Origin of the sequence: Enterobacter sp. KBR-315C3_2022, from assembly GCF_041399425.1 — a bacterium.
GTDB lineage: Bacteria > Pseudomonadota > Gammaproteobacteria > Enterobacterales > Enterobacteriaceae > Enterobacter.
This window is the reverse complement of sequence record NZ_JBGKEB010000014.1, coordinates 32,792-51,396: the sequence shown is the minus strand read 5'-3', so window position 1 is coordinate 51,396 and position 18,605 is coordinate 32,792. Positions and strand designations below refer to the sequence as shown.

The 18,605-nt window shown below is 59.2% G+C and carries 15 protein-coding genes; 11 read left to right on the top strand and 4 right to left on the bottom strand.

Annotated elements, in window-relative coordinates; translation table 11 throughout:
- Positions 1-63: 63 nt before the first annotated feature.
- The 4 genes from kduD (at position 64) to AB8804_RS15465 (ending at position 4,789) form a co-directional block, all read left to right on the top strand.
- Positions 64-825: a 2-dehydro-3-deoxy-D-gluconate 5-dehydrogenase KduD gene (gene kduD, locus AB8804_RS15480; RefSeq protein ID WP_371187668.1), complete on the top strand. Its 762-nt coding sequence runs from the start codon at positions 64-66 to the stop codon at positions 823-825.
- Between the two features lie 322 nt (positions 826-1,147).
- Positions 1,148-2,563 (top strand): sugar porter family MFS transporter, encoded by a 1,416-nt coding sequence (locus tag AB8804_RS15475; protein WP_371187666.1) that lies wholly within the window; start codon positions 1,148-1,150, stop codon positions 2,561-2,563.
- A 292-nt stretch (positions 2,564-2,855) separates the two neighbouring features.
- Positions 2,856-3,980, top strand: coding sequence for an LPS O-antigen length regulator Wzz(fepE) (gene wzz(fepE), locus AB8804_RS15470; RefSeq protein ID WP_371187663.1), 1,125 nt, complete (start codon positions 2,856-2,858; stop codon positions 3,978-3,980).
- Positions 3,981-4,096: 116 nt separating this feature from the next.
- Positions 4,097-4,789: an aspartate/glutamate racemase gene (locus tag AB8804_RS15465; RefSeq protein ID WP_371187661.1), complete on the top strand. Its 693-nt coding sequence runs from the start codon at positions 4,097-4,099 to the stop codon at positions 4,787-4,789.
- Here AB8804_RS15465 and AB8804_RS15460 read toward each other — a convergent pair.
- Entirely contained in the window at positions 4,784-5,710 is a 927-nt protein-coding gene (locus AB8804_RS15460; protein WP_371187659.1) for a LysR family transcriptional regulator, read from the bottom strand. The genes AB8804_RS15465 and AB8804_RS15460 overlap by 6 nt on opposite strands.
- 121 nt (positions 5,711-5,831) lie before the next feature.
- On the opposite strand from AB8804_RS15460, the gene lysA reads away from it, so the two are divergent.
- Complete coding sequence (lysA, locus tag AB8804_RS15455) at positions 5,832-7,094, top strand: diaminopimelate decarboxylase (RefSeq protein WP_371187657.1); 1,263 nt, start codon at positions 5,832-5,834, stop codon at positions 7,092-7,094.
- On the opposite strand, the gene AB8804_RS15450 is transcribed toward lysA, so the two are convergent.
- Positions 7,064-8,101 carry a LacI family DNA-binding transcriptional regulator gene (locus AB8804_RS15450; RefSeq protein WP_371187655.1) on the bottom strand — a complete coding sequence of 346 codons (1,038 nt, stop codon included), beginning with the start codon at positions 8,099-8,101 and terminating at the stop codon, positions 7,064-7,066. The two genes, lysA and AB8804_RS15450, sit on opposite strands and share 31 nt — an antisense overlap.
- Before the next feature lie 300 nt (positions 8,102-8,401).
- Here AB8804_RS15450 and AB8804_RS15445 point away from each other — a divergent pair, with 300 nt between their 5' ends.
- From AB8804_RS15445 to AB8804_RS15430, 4 genes are all read left to right on the top strand, one after another.
- On the top strand, positions 8,402-9,727 hold the full coding sequence (locus AB8804_RS15445; RefSeq protein WP_371187653.1) for a PTS sugar transporter subunit IIC: 1,326 nt from the start codon (positions 8,402-8,404) through the stop codon (positions 9,725-9,727).
- Positions 9,728-9,734: 7 nt separating this feature from the next.
- Positions 9,735-11,162, top strand: a complete 1,428-nt coding sequence (locus AB8804_RS15440) for a glycoside hydrolase family 1 protein (protein ID WP_371187651.1) — start codon at positions 9,735-9,737, stop codon at positions 11,160-11,162.
- 87 nt (positions 11,163-11,249) lie between these two features.
- On the top strand, positions 11,250-12,023 hold the full coding sequence (locus AB8804_RS15435; RefSeq protein WP_371187649.1) for a GntR family transcriptional regulator: 774 nt from the start codon (positions 11,250-11,252) through the stop codon (positions 12,021-12,023).
- Complete coding sequence (locus AB8804_RS15430; protein ID WP_371187647.1) at positions 12,020-12,469, top strand: GNAT family N-acetyltransferase; 450 nt, start codon at positions 12,020-12,022, stop codon at positions 12,467-12,469. The genes AB8804_RS15435 and AB8804_RS15430 overlap by 4 nt, the downstream gene beginning before the upstream one ends.
- On the opposite strand, the gene galR is transcribed toward AB8804_RS15430, so the two are convergent.
- On the bottom strand, positions 12,457-13,473 hold the full coding sequence (gene galR, locus AB8804_RS15425; protein ID WP_371187645.1) for an HTH-type transcriptional regulator GalR: 1,017 nt from the start codon (positions 13,471-13,473) through the stop codon (positions 12,457-12,459). The two genes, AB8804_RS15430 and galR, sit on opposite strands and share 13 nt — an antisense overlap.
- Before the next feature lie 623 nt (positions 13,474-14,096).
- Here galR and aas point away from each other — a divergent pair.
- Together aas and lplT are read left to right on the top strand one after the other, a co-directional pair.
- Positions 14,097-16,256, top strand: coding sequence for a bifunctional acyl-ACP--phospholipid O-acyltransferase/long-chain-fatty-acid--ACP ligase (aas, locus tag AB8804_RS15420; protein ID WP_371187643.1), 2,160 nt, complete (start codon positions 14,097-14,099; stop codon positions 16,254-16,256).
- A complete protein-coding gene (gene lplT, locus AB8804_RS15415) occupies positions 16,249-17,442 on the top strand; it encodes a lysophospholipid transporter LplT (RefSeq protein ID WP_371187641.1) in 1,194 nt (397 codons plus the stop codon). Before aas ends, lplT begins: the two co-directional genes overlap by 8 nt.
- An 89-nt stretch (positions 17,443-17,531) precedes the next feature.
- Here lplT and AB8804_RS15410 read toward each other — a convergent pair whose 3' ends face one another.
- A complete protein-coding gene (locus AB8804_RS15410) occupies positions 17,532-18,572 on the bottom strand; it encodes an NADP(H)-dependent aldo-keto reductase (RefSeq protein ID WP_371187639.1) in 1,041 nt (346 codons plus the stop codon).
- Positions 18,573-18,605: the final 33 nt, after the last annotated feature.

Sequence of the window (18,605 nt, the reverse complement as noted above, 5' to 3'; positions counted from 1 at the left end):
TCGCGGGCAGCTATGTACCAATCTGCCTGTTGATGACGGGCGCTGAACGAGTAAGGAACAAACATGATTCTGGATGCATTTTCTCTGCAGGGTAAAGTGGCCGTGGTCTCGGGTTGTGACACCGGCCTGGGCCAGGGCATGGCGTTAGGCCTGGCGGAAGCGGGCTGCGATATCGTGGGTATCAACATCGTTGAGCCAACGGAAACCATTGAGCGTGTGACCGCGCTGGGCCGCCGCTTCCTGAGCCTGACCGCCGACCTGCGCAAAATTGACGCTATCCCCGATCTGCTGGAACGCGCGGTGGCGGAGTTTGGCCATATCGATATTCTGGTTAACAACGCGGGCCTGATCCGCCGCGAAGACGCGATCAGCTTCAGCGAGCGCGACTGGGACGACGTGATGAACCTGAACATCAAGAGCGTATTCTTTATGTCTCAGGCCGCGGCGAAGCACTTTATTGCCCAGGGCAACGGCGGCAAGATTATCAATATCGCCTCCATGCTCTCCTTCCAGGGCGGCATCCGCGTGCCGTCTTACACCGCGTCGAAAAGCGCCGTAATGGGCGTCACCCGCCTGCTGGCGAACGAGTGGGCGAAGCACAACATCAACGTGAATGCGATCGCGCCGGGGTATATGGCGACCAACAATACCCAGCAGCTTCGCGCCGACGAGCAGCGCAGCAGCGAGATCCTCGACCGCATCCCGGCGGGCCGCTGGGGGCTGCCGGACGATCTCAAGGGACCGATTGTGTTCCTCGCGTCCCCGGCATCCGATTACATTAACGGCTACACCGTGGCCGTGGATGGCGGCTGGCTGGCGCGATAAGCCTGGTAATGCCCGTCAGACAGGTGGCACAAAGCCGCTTATCCGACGGGCATCACGCCACCAAACTCACCATTATCCATACGCCTCAAGACGAAAAATCCATACCAGAAAAGCATAGATGACCCACATCACAGATTTATCCCTTTTAAATTAGAGAATTAACAAAAACTGGCGGTATTTCACCGTTCATTGAAATTGTAATGTCCATCACAGATCGCTATGCCACAGCGAAATCATCCATATCTTCGCGGATTCCCGCCTGACACTTTCTCTGGCTTTCTCGTAATTTCATTGCATGTTTTGGCTGTTCAGGCAGGAAATTATGACATCGATAAATGACTCTACCCTGGCGTCGGGCGTGTTGCGCGATACCCGCCGCATGAACCAGTTTGTCTCTATTGCCGCCGCGGTTGCCGGCCTGCTGTTTGGTCTGGATATCGGCGTGATTGCCGGCGCGCTGCCGTTTATTACCGACCACTTTACCCTGAGCAACCGCCTGCAGGAGTGGGTGGTGAGCAGCATGATGCTCGGCGCCGCCATCGGCGCGCTGTTCAACGGCTGGCTCTCGTTCCGCCTTGGGCGCAAGTACAGCCTGATGGTCGGGGCGATCCTGTTTGTCGCAGGCTCTATTGGCTCTGCCTTTGCGGCGAACGTGGAAGTGCTGCTGCTCTCCCGCGTGCTGCTGGGCGTCGCGGTTGGGATCGCGTCCTACACCGCACCGCTCTATCTTTCTGAAATGGCGAGCGAAAACGTGCGCGGCAGGATGATCAGCATGTATCAGCTGATGGTCACGCTCGGCATTGTGCTGGCGTTCCTGTCGGATACCTACTTCAGCTACAGCGGCAACTGGCGGGCGATGCTCGGCGTGCTGGCGCTGCCCGCGGTGCTGCTGATTGTGTTAGTCATCTTTTTACCGAACAGCCCGCGCTGGCTGGCGCAAAAAGGGCGCCACGTCGAGGCGGAAGAGGTGCTGCGCATGCTGCGCGACACCTCCGAAAAAGCGCGTGAAGAGCTGAACGAGATCCGCGAAAGCCTGAAGCTCAAGCAGGGCGGGTGGGCGCTGTTCAGGGTAAACCGCAACGTGCGCCGCGCGGTGTTTCTCGGCATGCTGCTGCAGGCAATGCAGCAGTTTACCGGCATGAATATCATCATGTACTACGCGCCGCGCATCTTCAAAATGGCCGGGTTTACCACCACCGAACAGCAGATGGTCGCTACCCTGGTGGTGGGGCTGACCTTTATGTTCGCCACCTTCATTGCGGTATTTACCGTCGATAAGGCCGGACGTAAGCCGGCGCTGAAGATTGGCTTTAGCGTCATGGCGATCGGCACGCTGATCCTCGGCTACTGCCTGATGCAGTTCGATAACGGCACGGCGTCGAGCGGGCTCTCCTGGCTGTCGGTGGGGATGACCATGATGTGCATTGCCGGTTATGCGATGAGCGCCGCGCCGGTCGTGTGGATCCTCTGCTCTGAAATCCAGCCGCTAAAATGCCGCGACTTTGGTATCACCTGTTCCACCACCACCAACTGGGTGTCGAACATGATCATCGGCGCGACCTTCCTGACGCTGCTGGACGCGATTGGCGCCGCGGGTACGTTCTGGCTTTATACCGCGCTGAACGTGGTATTTATTGGCATTACGTTCTGGCTGATTCCAGAAACCAAAGGCGTGACGCTGGAGCACATTGAACGCAAGCTGATGGCCGGAGAAAAATTACGCAATATCGGTTTGTGAGGTGAATGCCCGGAACCTGCCGGGCCGGAGAAAAAGAGAGGCCGGGGAAAGGCGAATAGCCCCCGGCTTTTTTTTCGCGCTTTATTTATTCTTCTTTTCTCTGAAAGTCACAACGGAGGTATTTGCAAGAGTTATAAAAAAGAGGGTTATTCAGGAATAACTACTAAATATGATAGCGAAGTATCAATTTGGTTTATATCTACTGTCAGATTATTCTTATTTTCTTGTATCATAATCGAAACTCAACGCTCATGCTGTCTCGCCCCCCACAGATCAAAACAGAAGAATTGCTATGTCAGTGATGGACTTCAAGAAGAATATGGATGTGGACTTTCCCCGCCATGCCTATGCAGCAAACGATCGGCAAGATATCGATCTCCTTGGCTTACTGGACGTCCTGCTTGCGTCTAGAAAACGCATCATCGCCATTACGTTTGCTTTTGCGCTGGCCGGGCTGGTGGTAGCCTTCCTGCTTCCGCAAAAGTGGACCAGTAAATCGGTGATTACGCCAGCAGAGCAGACGCAGTGGAACCCGCTGCGCCAGATGCTGGTCTCCCTGCAGGTGCTGGACATCGACGTGAAGGTTTCGCGTGCAGATGTTTTTAACCTGTTTATCAAGAAGTTTCAGTCGCAGTCCCTGCTTGAAGAATACATGACCTCATCGCCGTACGTGATGGCCCAGCTGAAAGAGGCTAACGCCGATCCGCTGGAGCTGCACCGCGCGGTGGTCAACATTTCCGACAGGATGAAAGCCGCCGACAACACCCTGGCGAAAGAGGCGGACAAAGCGCCGTATGCCTCGTGGACGCTGAGCTTCACCGCCCCCACGGCGGGAGATGCCCAGGCGGTGCTGGACGGTTATATCAAGTACATCACCCGTCTGGTTGAGCAGGAGACGATGCAAAACATCCGCAATCAGGTCGCCCTGAAAACGAAGACGGTGCAGCAGCAGCTGGAGCTGGATCGGGTGCGCCTGACCAACGCGCACAACACCAATTTGCAGCGTCTTAACTACTCCCTGAAAGTGGCGAATGCGGCGGGCATTAAGAAGCCGGTATACAGCAACGGCCAGGCGGTAAAAGACGATCCGGACTACTCCGTCGCGCTGGGGGCGGACGGTATTGCCCAGAAGCTGCAGATTGAGAAGAACCTGAAGGACGTGGCCGAGCTGAACGCTGATTTCCAGAACCGCGAATACTATCTGGCGCAGCTGCAAAAACTGTCGTTTGATGATGTGGCTATTGAGCCGTTTAAATATCAGCTCTCTCCATCAATGCCGATTAAAAAAGACGGCCCGGGCAAAGCGCTGATTATCGTTCTGGCCGCGTTAGTGGGCGGCCTGCTGGCGTGCGGCAGCGTGTTGCTGCGTGAGGCGATACAGTCCCGACGTCCGCATGTGCAACGCGCGGCGGAATAAACCGTAACGTGTTAAGAAAGGCGCTATCCATAGCGCCTTTTTTTATTTCAGCCCTCGCTGGCGCTGGAAACGGGCCGATAAGTTTGCTTCACTGGGAAAAACGAACGGGAGGCACCATGAAAACAATCGGGTTATTGGGCGGCATGAGCTGGGAATCAACCATTCCCTATTATCGCCTTATTAATGAGGGCGTAAAACAGCGGCTCGGCGGCCTGCACTCGGCAAGCCTGCTGCTGCACAGCGTGGATTTCCACGACATCGAAGCCTGCCAGGCGAGCGGCGAATGGGATAAAGCGGGCGAGATCCTGGCGCAGGCGGCCCTCGGGCTGGAGCGCGCGGGGGCGGAAGGCATTTTGCTCTGTACCAACACCATGCATAAGGTCGCGTCCCATATCGAAGAGGCCTGCTCGCTGCCGTTTCTGCACATTGCCGACGCAACGGGCCGGGCGATTAGCGACGCGGGCATGTCGCGCGTGGCGCTGCTGGGCACGCGCTACACCATGGAGCAGGACTTTTACCGCGGCCGCTTAAGCAGCGCGTTCGGCATTGAAAGCATCATCCCGGACGAAGCCGACCGGGCGCGCATCAACCAGATTATCTTCGAGGAGCTGTGCCTCGGCACCTTCAGCGAAACGTCCCGCGCGTACTACGTCAGCGTGATTGAGAAGCTGGCGCAGCAGGGCGCGGAGGGCGTTATTTTTGGCTGCACCGAGATCGGCCTGCTGGTCCCGGCCGAGCGAAGCCCTGTCCCGGTATTCGATACCGCAGCCATTCACGCGGCGGATGCCGTGGAATTTATGCTGTCATAAGGGGTTTTGCCGGTCAGGCAAGCGAAGCGCCACCTGACGCGCGTACGCCGTTAAATGCTCGCTAAAGGCATCGACGAGCGCCGATGCCGGCCGGTGCAGCGGGCGAATCAGGCTTACGGTAAACGGCACCGATACGCTAAACGGACGGATCGCGATATCGCTTCCGGCGTAGTCCAGCGCCGTAAGCGGGTTAACCACCGAAACCCCGACGCCCGCGCGCACCATGGCGCAAATTGACGCGGCGCTGTGCGTATCGACCACCATCCTTCTTTTCACCTGATGCTCGGCAAACAGCGAATCCAGCAGCTGGCGATAGCTGTCGGTTTGCGACAGGCTAATGTAGTTCTCGCCGTGAAAATCGGCCGGGGTTAGGACGCTTTTTTCGGCAAGCGGGTGCCCGGCAGGCAGGACGCACACCTCGTCCAAAGAGAGCAGCTCCGTGCGCGACGTGCCCGCGGGGGTCGCGAGCGTTTCGGTCAGGCCGAGATCGTGGCGCTGCGCGGAGAGCCACTCTTCAAGCAGCGGCGATTCCTGCGGAATAATCGACAGGCTCACGTCCGGATAGCGGGCGAGGAAAGGCTGGAGCAGCGCGGGCAGAAAGGACTGTGAGAACATCGGCAGGCAGACGATGGACAGCTCGCCCTGGCGAAATTCCCGCAGGCTCTCCGCCGCGCTCACGATCCTGTCCAGCCCGTACCAGGAGCGCTGAACCTCTTCAAACAGGCGCAATCCCTGAACCGTGGGGTGCAGCCTGCCGCGCGCGCGTTCGAATAATTTCAGATCCAGCACTTTTTCAAAGCGCGCCAGCTCGCGGCTCACGGTCGGCTGCGAGGTATGCAGCATCTGCGCGGCTTCGGTGAGGTTGCCGGTGGTCATCACCGCGTGAAAAATTTCGATATGGCGTAGATTGATGACGGGCATGGGGCACCTTTGGCTGAACGTAATCCATATCATTTTTGCATAGACTCGCGAAAAAACGATATTTTTTATTCCCTACTCACTGTGGCGTAATAGTAAAAAATGACGATCCCCGGAGAACACCATGCCACGCCCGCTCAACCAAACGGATACCGACCTCAACGCTGATAACCTGCTGCGCCTGCCTGCCGAATTTGGTTGCCCGGTGTGGGTTTACGACGCGCAGATTATTCGCGAGAAGATCGCCGCGCTGCATCGGTTTGACGTGGTGCGCTTCGCGCAAAAGGCCTGCTCCAATATCCATATTCTGCGCCTGATGCGCGAGCAGGGCGTAAAGGTGGACTCCGTGTCCTTAGGCGAAATTGAGCGCGCGCTGGCGGCAGGCTTCGATCCGAAAGCCGACAGCGACGCGATCGTCTTTACCGCCGACGTGATTGACGACGCGACGCTTGCGCGCGTGCATGAGCTGCAGATCCCGGTGAACGCCGGATCGGTGGATATGCTGGAACAGCTCGGGGAGGTTTCACCGGGCCACCGCGTCTGGCTGCGCGTCAACCCGGGCTTCGGCCACGGCCATAGCCAGAAAACCAATACCGGCGGCGAAAACAGCAAGCACGGCATCTGGTATGCCGATCTTCCGGCCGCGCTGGCGGTGCTGCAGCGTTACGACCTGAAGCTGGTGGGCATTCACATGCACATCGGTTCGGGCGTGGACTACGGCCACCTTGAGCAGGTCTGCGGCGCGATGGTGCAGCAGGTGATCGACTTTGGCGAGGATCTGGAGGCGATCTCCGCGGGCGGCGGGCTGTCCATTCCTTACCGCGAAGGGGAAGAAGCGATCGACACCGATCACTACTACGGCCTGTGGAGCGCCGCGCGCGACAAAATCGCCGCGCATCTGGGCCATGCGGTGAAGCTGGAGATCGAACCGGGGCGCTTCCTGGTGGCGGAGTCCGGCGTGCTGGTGGCGCAGGTTCGCAGCGTGAAGGAGATGGGAAGCCGCCACTTCGTGCTGATCGACGCGGGCTTTAACGATCTGATGCGCCCGTCAATGTACGGCAGCTACCACCACATCAGCGCGCTGGCCGCCGACGGCCGCGACTTAACCGATGCGCCGCGCAGAGAGACCGTGGTGGCGGGCCCGCTGTGTGAATCCGGCGACGTGTTCACCCAGCAGGAAGGCGGAAAAGTTGAAACCCGCGCCCTGCCGGACGTCAAACCGGGAGATTATCTGGTGCTGCACGATACCGGCGCGTACGGGGCGTCCATGTCGTCCAACTACAACAGCCGCCCGCTGCTGCCGGAAGTGCTGTTTGATAAGGGCGCTGCGAAGCTGATTCGCCGTCGCCAGACGATTCAGGAGCTTATCGCGCTTGAGTGCTTCTGAGTAAAGTACGGCCCCGTCGTCACCGAGTCGCGCAGCACCAGCGTGCCGGTAAACGGCGGGATCGCTTCGACCGGCTGGTTCTTTGCCAGCCGAATCGCCTGATCGATAGCGGTCACGATCATATTATCGATCGGCAAATAGACCGACGAAAGCGCAGGCTCCAGCCACTTCGCGCTCGGCGCGTCGTCAAAACCGAACAGCGAAACGTCCTGCGGGATGCGCAGCCCCGCCTGGTGCAACGCCTTTGACGCACCCAGCGCCATATCGTCATTGCAGGCAAACAGCGCGCTGTATGAAACCCCTTCGGCAATCAGCTCCTTGCACAGCTCGTATCCCCGCGTCATGCCCGCATCGCCATACTTTATGCGCCGTTCGTCGAGGCGGATCCCGTGCTTTTCCAGCGCCTTGCGGTAGCCCATCAGGCGCGCTTTACCGGTTGGGGTATGGATCGGCACGGTGATGCAGGCTATTTCGCGATGGCCCTGGTTGATCAGGTGATCCACGGCCTTAAAGGCGGCGTCCTGCTGCTCGAAGAACACGCAGCGGTCGGGCGCCTGGCTGACCTCGCGGTTGATCACCACCAGCGGCATGGGCACGGAGTGGATCAGCTTCATGATCGCTTTTTCACTCATGTAGCGGGTGTACAGCACGATGGCGTCGCACTTGCGGTCGGCCAGCATCTGCACCGCCTGCTCTTCCTGCTCGGGCGCATCGTGGCCGTCGGTGACGATCAGCTGCTTGCCGTGCGTTTCGGTTTGCCGCGAGGCCTGCTGCAGCAGGCGGCCAAAGTAGAAGCCGTCAAACGTGGAAACCACCAGGCCAATGCTGTTGCTGGTCTGATTGGCCAGCGAGCGCGCGAGGAAGTTTGGCCGATAGCCCAGCTCTTCCATCGCCTTAAAGACCTGCTGACGCGTACTCTCCTTAACCTGACCCGTGCCGTTCAGCACGCGCGAGACGGTCGCTTTCGACACGCCCGCGCGCAGCGAGACATCCAGCATTGTTGCCATTAGACATTCCTGATTCCACGTAACTCCGTGCAGTTTAACACAGACCAGCCGGCCCTTAATCGACGCGGGAAGGGCAAAACACCTATCACGATCACGCTTTTTGGACGCGATCCGACCGCGCAAGATAAATGGCTGGATGTGGTATACCAAAATAGTCATAAATCATCATTTGGAATACCTGTAGTGGCGTTGGGAGCTTAATCACAGAATAAAAGCGCCGTGGTGGCTATTTTTGGTATGCCAATAGTATCCGGCTGTACACCTTATTCAATAAAAGCCCTTTTACTGAGGTAATACCCTATGGCATTACAGGAAAAACTGATCGACGCTCTGGGCGGTTTTGCCACCAAGTTCAACAGCTATCGCTACATCATGGCGATCAAATCTGCCTTTATTACCCTGATGCCGGTCATCATTGTTGGCGCGTTTTCGGTGCTGATCTCCAACATGGTGCTGGATCCGAAAAACGGCCTCGCAAGCTTCGACTCGCTGGCGTTTCTTGCCGCGCTGAAGCCGATCACCAGCGCGCTCAACTACGCCACGCTGAACTTTCTCAATATCGGCGCGGTGTTTCTGATTGGCGTGGAGCTGGGGCGCATCAACGGCATCAAATCGCTGTTCCCCGGCCTGCTCGCGGTGATCTGCTTTATCTGCGTCACGCCGACCACCGTCGAGATGCTGGTGGACGGCGAAATGCACGTGGTGAAAGACGTGCTGCTGCGCCAGTTTTCGGACACCCGCAGCCTGTTCCTCGGCATGTTTATCGCCATTCTGTCCGTTGAGGTCTATTGCTGGCTGGAGAACCGCAACGGGCTGAAGATCAAAATGCCGGACACCGTGCCGCCTAACGTGGCCGCCTCCTTCTCGGCGCTGATCCCCGCCATTATCACCACCACCGCGATTGCGACCTTCGGCTTTGCGTTCCACCAGGCTACCGGCATGTATCTCTACGATGCGGTGTATCAGGTGGTGCAGCAGCCGCTGGAGCGCGTGGTGCAAAGCCTGCCGGGCATCCTGCTGCTGATGTTCGTTGCCCAGCTGTTCTGGGTGATCGGCATCCACGGCAACCAGATGATCAAACCGATCCGCGAGCCGCTGCTGCTGGGCGCAATCACCGTCAACATGAGCGCGTTTGAGCAGGGCAAAGAGGTGCCGAACATCATCACCATGCCGTTCTGGGATGTGTACATGAGCATCGGCGGCTCCGGCCTGACTATCGGCCTGCTGATTGCGGTGATGATTGCCACCAAACGCAAAGAGATGAAGGAGATCGCCAAGCTCTCTATCGGCCCCGGCCTGTTTAACATCAACGAGCCGGTGATCTTCGGCATGCCGATCATGCTCAACCCGATCCTTGCGATCCCCTTCATCATCACGCCGCTGGTCACGGGAACGATCGGCTACTTCGCCACGGCCGCTGGCTTTGCCGGCAAAGCGGTGGTGATGGTGCCGTGGACGACGCCGCCGCTGATCAACGCCTGGCTTTCCACCGCCGGCTCGATGGGGGCCGTCGTCACCCAGCTGATCTGCATCGTGACCGCCGTCATTATCTACCTGCCGTTCGTGAAAATTGCCTCGCGCCGCGCGGAGCAGGCCGCGCTGCAGCAGGCTACAGACAACGCATGAGGATGTTATGAGCACAAAACAGATAGCGATACCGCAGGATTTCATTCTCGGCGCGGCCGCCTCGGCGTGGCAAACCGAAGGCTGGAGCGGCAAAAAAGCGGGGCAGGATTCGTGGATCGACCTGTGGTACAAAAACGATCGCCACGTCTGGCATAACGGCTATGGCCCGGCGGTGGCGACCGATTTTATCAACCGCTATCGCGAAGACGTGGCGCTGATGAAGCAGGCGGGGCTCACGCACTACCGCACGTCGATCAACTGGTCGCGTTTTTTAACCGACTATGAAAACGCGACGGTGGATGAAGAGTACGCCGCCTACTACGACGCGCTGTTTGACGAAATGCACCGGCAGGGCATCGAGCCGATGATCTGCCTGGAGCATTACGAGCTGCCGGGCGCGCTGCTCGAAGCCTACGGCGGCTGGGGGTCAAATCACGTCGTTGAGCTTTTCGTTCGCTATGCCGGGAAGGTGTTCGAACGCTACCGCGGCAAGGTAACCCGCTGGTTCACCTTCAACGAGCCGATCGTGGTGCAGACCCGCGTCTACCTCGACGCGCTGCGCTGGCCGTATGAGCAAAACACCGCGAAATGGATGCAGTGGAACCACCACAAGGTGCTGGCGACGGCGAAGGTGGTAAAGCTTTTTCGCGAGAGGGGCTACCCTGGCACGGTGGGCTGTATTCTCAATCCGGAAGTGACCTACCCGCGCTCGCAGGCGCCGCACGATGTGCGCGCGGCAGAGATCTACGATCTCTTCTATAACCGCGTCTTCCTCGATCCGCTGGTCCACGGGCGCTATCCGCAGGAACTGTTTACCCTGCTGGAGCAGCATCAGGTGCGGTGGGACTACACGGCAGACGAGCTGGCGCTGATTGCGGAAAACACCGTCGACGAGCTGGGCATTAATCTTTATTACCCGCACCGGGTGAAGGCGCCGTCCCGCGCCTGGCATCCCGACACGCCGTTCCATCCCGCCTGGTATTACGAGCCGTTCGAGCTGCCGGGGCGGCGAATGAACGCGTCGCGAGGCTGGGAAATCTTCCCGCGCATTATCTACGACATGGCGATGCGGATTAAGAACGACTATCGCAACATTGACTGGTTCGTGGCGGAGAGCGGCATGGGCGTGGAGAACGAAGCGCAGTTCCGCAACCGCGACGGCATCATCGAAGATAACTACCGCATCGACTTCATCAGCGAACATCTTTACTGCGCGCTGCGGGCGCGTGAAGAGGGGGCGAACTGCCGCGGCTACATGCTGTGGGCGTTTACCGATAACGTTTCGCCGATGAACGCCTTTAAGAATCGCTACGGGCTGATTGAGATCGATCTCGACGATAGCCGCGCCCGGCGCGCGAAAAAGTCCGCCTCCTGGTTCCGCCAGCTGCGCGATTCGCGCGTGCTCACGCTATGCGTCGACGATCAATGGAAGTAAGCGAAAAGCGCGGGTTCTGTTAAAATAGCGCACAAACTGGCCGGGAGGACGCCCGGCCTGCGCACTAACTGACTAACAGGTGAAAACGTGGATAAGGCTGTCATCCTGCCGGAAAGAAAACAGTACCAGGAAATTGGCGAGGATTTACGGGCGCAAATTATCCAGGGACATTATCCCGTGGGATCGCGCCTGCCGCCGGAGCGCAACATTGCCGAGACCTACGGCGTCAGCCGCACCATCGTGCGCGAAGCGCTGCTGATGCTGGAGCTTCAGGGCACGGTGGATATCCGCCAGGGCTCGGGCGTGTACGTGATGCGCATTCCTGAAGAGCATGAAAATGAGGAAGAGCGCTTCCTCAACAGCGACGTGGGGCCGTTTGAGATTTTGCAGGCGCGCCAGCTGCTTGAAAGCAACATCGCCGCGTTTGCCGCTAAAATGGCGACGCGGGCCGATATCGACAACCTGCGCCGCATTATCGAGCAGGAGCAGCGGGCGATTGCCGCCGACGATCGCAGCCAGGATAACAACAAGATGTTTCACCTGGTGCTGGCGGGCGCCACGCAGAACCAGATGCTGCTGGCGACGGTCGAAAGCGTCTGGCACCACATGGACAGCAGCCCGCTGTGGCAGCAGTTCAACGCGCATATCGCCAGCCGCGCGTATCGCCTGAAGTGGCTGGGCGACCGGCAGACCATCCTCGCCGCGCTGCGCCGCCGCGACGTGATGGGCGCCTGGCAGGCGATGTTCCAGCATCTTGAAAACGTCAAAAAAAGCCTGCTGGAGCTCTCGGATGAAGACGCGCCGGATTTTGACGGCTATCTTTTCGAATCCGTGCCGCTTTTTCAGGGGAAGCTGGTGTGACTATCCTGCCGCTGTACGCCGCGCCGCAGTTTACCGAACGGGTCATCGACTGGACCTGGCACGCCTTCGGCGACGGGCTCCCGCGCGCCTTTTTCCAGAGCATTGTCGAACACAGCCTGACGCCGGACGCGCTGCCGCTTACGTTCGTTGCCGTGGAGGGTGAACGGCTGCTGGGCACCGTTGGGCTGTGGCGCTGCGACCTGATTGCCCGTCAGGATCTCTTCCCCTGGCTGGCGTCGCTTTATGTTGACGAATCGGCGCGGGGGCAGGGGCTGGCGGGGCGTTTACAGCAGCACGTGCAGGCGTATGCCAGACAGGCCGGGTATACCGAGCTTCACCTCTGGTCAGCCTGCCGCGACTTCTACGAACGCTACGGCTGGCAGTATATCGGTGACGGGCTGGAATACCCGGATAAAACGGTGCATCTCTATCGCTATTCGCTCTGATCTTCCGCGGGGGATGCCACGGAGTGACGGCGAACCAGCGTCGGGCTAAACAGGTGCGTAATCTCCGGCGGCGTGTGGTTATCCGCCAGCGCGAGGGCCAGCTCCGCCGCCTGCGTTGCCATGGTGACAATCGGGTAGCGCACGGTGGTCAGGCGCGGGCGCACGTAGCGAGACACCAGCACGTCATCAAACCCAATCAGCGAAATCTCTGCCGGAACGTCGATTCCGTTGTCGTTTAATACGCCCATCGCCCCGGCGGCCATCGAATCGTTGTAGCTGGCGATGGCCGTAAAGTTCTTTCCGCGGCCGAGAAGCTCGGTCATCGCCTGTTCGCCGCCGCTTTCGTCCGGCTCGCCGTAGGCCACCATCCTGTCGTTGCACGGCAGGCCGTTTTCGCGCAGCGCGTCGTAATAGCCCTGCAGGCGGTCTTCCGCGTCGGAAATCGGGTGGTTTGAGCAGAGATAGCCGATGCGGGTATGGCCCTGCTGGATCAGATGGCGGGTGGCAAGCCAGGCCCCGTAGCGGTCGTCGAGCGCCACGCAGCGCTGTTCAAAGCCGGGAATGATGCGGTTGATAATCACCATGCCGGGGATCTGCTTCATCAGGTGAATCAGCTCGGCGTCCGGGATCATTTTGGCGTGAACCACCAGCGCGGCGCAGCGGTGGCGAATCAGCTGTTCGATAGCCTGGCGTTCTTTGAGTTCGTTATGGTAGCCGTTGCCGATCAGCAGAAAGTTGCCCGTCTGGTACGACACCTGCTCCACGGCTTTGACCATCGCGCCAAAAAAGGGATCGGAGACGTCGCCCACGACCAGGCCAATCGTCTCGGTCGACTGCTGGGCCAGCGCGCGCGCGTTGGCGTTGGGATGATAGTTCAGGCTTTCCATGGCGCTTTGCACGGCCTGGCGCGATGCCTCGCTGGCTTTCGGGGAAGCGTTAATCACGCGCGAGACGGTTGCGACGGAAACGCCCGCCAGCCGGGCCACGTCCTTAATTGTCGCCATTTAATACCTTCTTATTAGGGGTAAGCGTTTACACACCAATTAGTGTTGCGGAAAAGCGGCGGGCATTCAAGGGGGGAGGGATTGTGAACCTAACAAACGTGACGCAGAACACCCGGCCCTGTGTAATCGTTACACGCCCAGGCGTGACAAAATAATGTCAATCTGAACCTTTAGTTACACTTTGCCTCAGGCTGTTGCGATTGTCCGATAGCCAGCATCGCGGGCGGATTGCTAGAGTCGAGATCCCAGAGGTATTGATAGGTGGAATCAACTCCGGTTGATTAACACGACTTACACCAGCCTGCGTTCTTACGCAGGTTTTTTTTTGCCTGAAAGTTCAACCTGTAACAGCAAAAGATAATATTCACACATGGTTGCATTTCGGTTCATTCCCTTGCGTTTTGCCGCTGGCGAAGCGGGTAGCGAAGGACCACAATCAAGATCCCAGAGGTATTGATTGGTGAGAATTCTTAGTACGGTTTCGTACTCTTCTCTTGCACCAGCCTGCGCGGATGCGCAGGTTTTTTTTCGCCTCTATTTTTGCTGTCGCTCCCCTGTCACTTCTCGTGTAATCTGCCACTCTTTAAGCTAACCCTTCACACTGGCTGGCAAAGGGAGTTGAGATGCTATTTGGGTTCTTTCGCACACTGTTCCGCATTCTGTTTCGCGTCCGCATCGCCGGCGATGCTCAGGCGCTTAACGGCGAGCGCGTACTGATTACGCCAAACCACGTTTCCTTTATTGACGGCATTCTGCTGGCGCTGTTTTTGCCGGTGCGTCCGGTATTCGCGGTCTACACCTCCATCAGCCAGCAGTGGTTTATGCGCTGGCTGGCACCGCTGATTGATTTTGTACCGCTCGATCCAACAAAGCCGATGATGATTAAGCACCTGGTGCGCCTGATTGAGCAGGGGCGTCCGGTGGTCATATTCCCGGAGGGACGGATCTCCGTCACCGGCTCGCTGATGAAAATTTATGACGGCGCGGGGTTTGTGGCCGCGAAGTCCAGGGCAACCGTCGTTCCGCTGCGCATTGAAGGGGCGGAGCTAACCCACTTCAGCCGCCTGAAAGGGCTGGTTAAGCAGCGCCTGTTCCCGACCATTACCCTGCACATTCTGCCGCCGACGTCGCTGCCGATGCCGGACGCGCCGCGCGCTCGCGATCGGCGTAAAATTGCCGGCGAAATGCTGCATCAGATCATGATGGAAGCGCGCATGGCCGTTCGCCCGCGCGAAACGCTGTACGAATCCCTGCTGTCGGCGCAGTACCGCTACGGCGCGAAGAAGAACTGTATTGAAGACGTTAACTTTACGCCGGACACCTATCGCAAGCTGCTGACCAAGACCCTGTTCGTCGGGCGTATTCTTGAGAAGTACAGCAAGCGCGGCGAAAAGATTGGCCTGATGCTGCCGAACGCGGGGATCAGCGCGGCGGTGATTTTCGGTGCCGTCTCGCGCGGGCGCATCCCGGCGATGATGAACTACACGGCGGGCGTCAAGGGGCTGACCAGCGCCATCACGGCGGCGCAAATCAACACCGTCTTCACCTCCCGCCAGTTTCTTGATAAAGGCAAGCTGTGGCACCTGCCGGAACAGCTCACGCAGGTTCGCTGGGTATTCCTTGAAGATTTAAAAGCGGACGTCACTACGGGCGACAAGCTGTGGATCTTCGCCCACCTGCTGATGCCGCGCCTGGCGCAGGTGAAGCAGAAGCCGGAAGACGACGCGATTATCCTCTTTACCTCCGGGTCTGAAGGCAACCCTAAGGGCGTCGTTCACAGCCACAAAAGCATTCTGGCGAACGTAGAGCAGATCAAAACCATCGCCGATTTCACCGCGAAAGACCGCTTTATGTCGGCGCTGCCGCTGTTCCACTCGTTTGGCCTGACGGTGGGCCTGTTTACGCCGCTGCTGACCGGGGCGGAAGTGTTCCTTTATCCAAGCCCGCTGCACTACCGCGTGGTGCCGGAGCTGGTGTATGACCGCAACTGCACCGTGCTCTTCGGCACCTCAACCTTCCTCGGCAACTATGCCCGCTTCGCCAACCCGTACGACTTCTTCCGCGTGCGGTATGTGGTTGCCGGGGCCGAGAAGCTTCAGGAGAGCACGCGCCAGGTCTGGCAGGACAAGTTTGGCCTGCGCATTCTGGAAGGCTACGGCGTGACGGAGTGCGCGCCGGTGGTCTCCATCAACGTGCCGATGGCCGCGAAGCCGGGCACGGTGGGAAGGCTGCTGCCGGGGCTGGACGCGCGGCTGCTGGCGGTGCCGGGCATTGAGGACGGCGGTCGCCTGCAGCTGAAAGGGCCAAACGTGATGAACGGCTATCTGCGGGTCGAAAACCCGGGCGTGCTGGAAGCGCCGACGGCGGAAAACGTCAACGGCGACATCGAAACCGGCTGGTACGATACCGGCGACATTGTTCGCTTCGACGAGCAGGGCTACGTGCAGATCCAGGGACGCGCTAAGCGCTTCGCCAAGATTGCGGGTGAAATGGTCTCGCTTGAGACGGTGGAACAGCTGGCGATGGCGGTCTCTGCCGACAAGCTTCACGCCACCGTAGTGAAAAGCGACGCCAGCAAAGGGGAAGCGCTGGTGCTCTTCACCACCGACAGCGAGCTTAAGCGCGATCGGCTGCTTAAGCACGCGCGCGAACACGGCATTCCCGAGCTGGCGGTACCGCGTGATATTCGCTACCTCAAACAGCTTCCGGTGCTGGGCAGCGGCAAGCCCGATTTCGTGACCCTTAAGGGCATGGTTGAAGAGGCGGAACAGCATAATGCGTGAGTCAGCACACACTAACACCTCTATCTGGTCGAAAAGCATGATGGCGGTCATTGCCGCCCAGTTTCTCTCCGCCTTCGGCGATAACGCGCTGCTGTTTGCCACGCTGGCGCTGCTCAAGGCCGAGTTTTACCCCGACTGGAGCCAGCCGGTGCTGCAGATGGTGTTTGTGGGTGCTTACATCATCTTTGCGCCTTTTGTGGGGCAGGTGGCCGATAGCTTCCCGAAAGGCCGGGTGATGATGTTCGCCAACGGCCTTAAGCTGCTCGGCGCCGCCAGCATCTGCTTCGGCATCAACCCGTTTATCGGCTACACGCTGGTGGGCATTGGCGCGGCGGCTTATTCTCCGGCGAAGTACGGCATTCTGGGCGAACTGACGACCGGCGATAAGCTGGTCAAGGCCAACGGCCTGATGGAGTCCTCCACGATTGCGGCAATCCTGGTGGGCTCGGTAGCGGGCGGCGTGCTGGCCGACTGGCACGTGCTGGCCGCGCTGGGCGTCTGCGCCGTGGTGTACGGCGGGGCGGTAATCGCTAACCTGTTTATTCCAGCGCTGCCGGTGGCGCGTCCGGGCCAGTCCTGGCATTTTGGGCCGATGACGAGCAGCTTCTTCAACGCCTGCCGCGTGCTGTGGCGCAACGGCGAAACCCGTTTTTCGCTGATGGGCACCAGCATGTTCTGGGGCGCGGGCGTTACCCTGCGCTTTCTGCTGGTGCTGTGGGTGCCCGTGGCGCTGGGGATCGTCGACAACGCGACGCCGACCTATCTTAATGCGATGGTGGCGATTGGGATCGTCATTGGTGCGGGGGCGGCGGCTAAGCTGGTGACGCTGGAGACGGTCGCGCGCTGTATGCCCGCGGGGATACTTATCGGCGTTGTGGTGCTGATCTTCTCGGTCCAGCATGCGCTGCTGCCTGCGTATGCTCTGCTGATCCTGATGGGCATGCTGGGCGGCTTCTTTGTGGTTCCGCTGAACGCGCTATTGCAGGAGCGCGGCAAGCAGACCGTGGGAGCGGGTAATGCGATTGCGGTGCAAAACCTGGGCGAAAACATCGCCATGCTGCTGATGCTGGGGCTCTATTCGCTGGCGGTGAAGGCGGGCGCGCCGGTGGTGGCGATCGGCATCGGGTTTGGCGCGCTGTTTGCGCTGGCGATTAGCGGGCTGTGGATCTGGCAGCGTCGGCGTTGACATCAGTGGCCAGAGGCGGCCTGAAGCCCTCTCCCACGGGAGAGGGCGCAAACACCCAAAACGGCAACGCTGTTGCCGTTTTGCTTTTATTACGGTGCCGGATATGTATAAACCTGATGCACCGCCTCAATCTCCGCTAACACTTCCTCACTCAGGTTCAGATGGAAACTCTCAACGTTGGTTTTCAGCTGTTCCATCGTGGTAGCGCCCAGCAGGGTGCTCGCCACAAACGGCTGGCGACGCACGAAGGCCAGCGCCATCTGCGCAGGATCCAGACCGTGACGCCTGGCGATATCCACATAGGCCGCGACGGCCTTCTGCGTCTGCTCGCCGCTGTAGCGGGTAAAACGGCTGAAAAGCGTGTTGCGCGCGCCGGCGGGCTTCGCGCCGTTCAGGTACTTACCGGTTAGCGTGCCAAAGCCCAGGCAGGAGTATGCCAGCAGCTCCACCTCTTCGTACTGCGTCACTTCCGCCAGGCCGACTTCATAGCTGCGGTTCAGCAGGCTGTAGGGGTTCTGAATGGTGACGATGCGCGGCAGATCGTGCTTGTCCGCGAGATGCAGATAGCGCATCACGCCAAACGCCGTTTCGTTCGACACGCCGATGTAGCGGATTTTGCCCGCGCGCTGGCACTCCGTCAGCGCCTCCAGCGTTTCAAGCAGGCTCACGGCGGGGGCGCTCTCGTTCCAGCTGTAGCCGAGCTTGCCGAAGCAGTTGGTTGGGCGCTGCGGCCAGTGCACCTGGTAAAGATCGAGATAGTCGGTTTGCAGACGCTTCAGGCTGGCATCCAGCGCGGCGCGAATGTTCTTGCGATCGAGGTTCTGATTCGGGCGGATCCCGGCATCGTTATTGCGCGACGGGCCGCTGACTTTCGAGGCGATAACCAGCTTTTCGCGATTGCCGCGTTGTGCCAGCCAGTTGCCGACGTAGGTTTCGGTTAGGCCCTGGGTCTCCGGGCGAGGAGGAACAGGGTACATCTCAGCCACGTCAATCAGGTTAATTCCCTGGCTGACGGCGTAATCGAGCTGCGCATGGGCATCGGCTTCGCTGTTTTGTTCACCAAACGTCATCGTGCCCAGCCCCAGTTGGCTGACTTCCAGTGCGCTATGGGGGATACGGTGATAATGCATAGCCGGCTTCCTTCAATTGACCAATAAACCGCG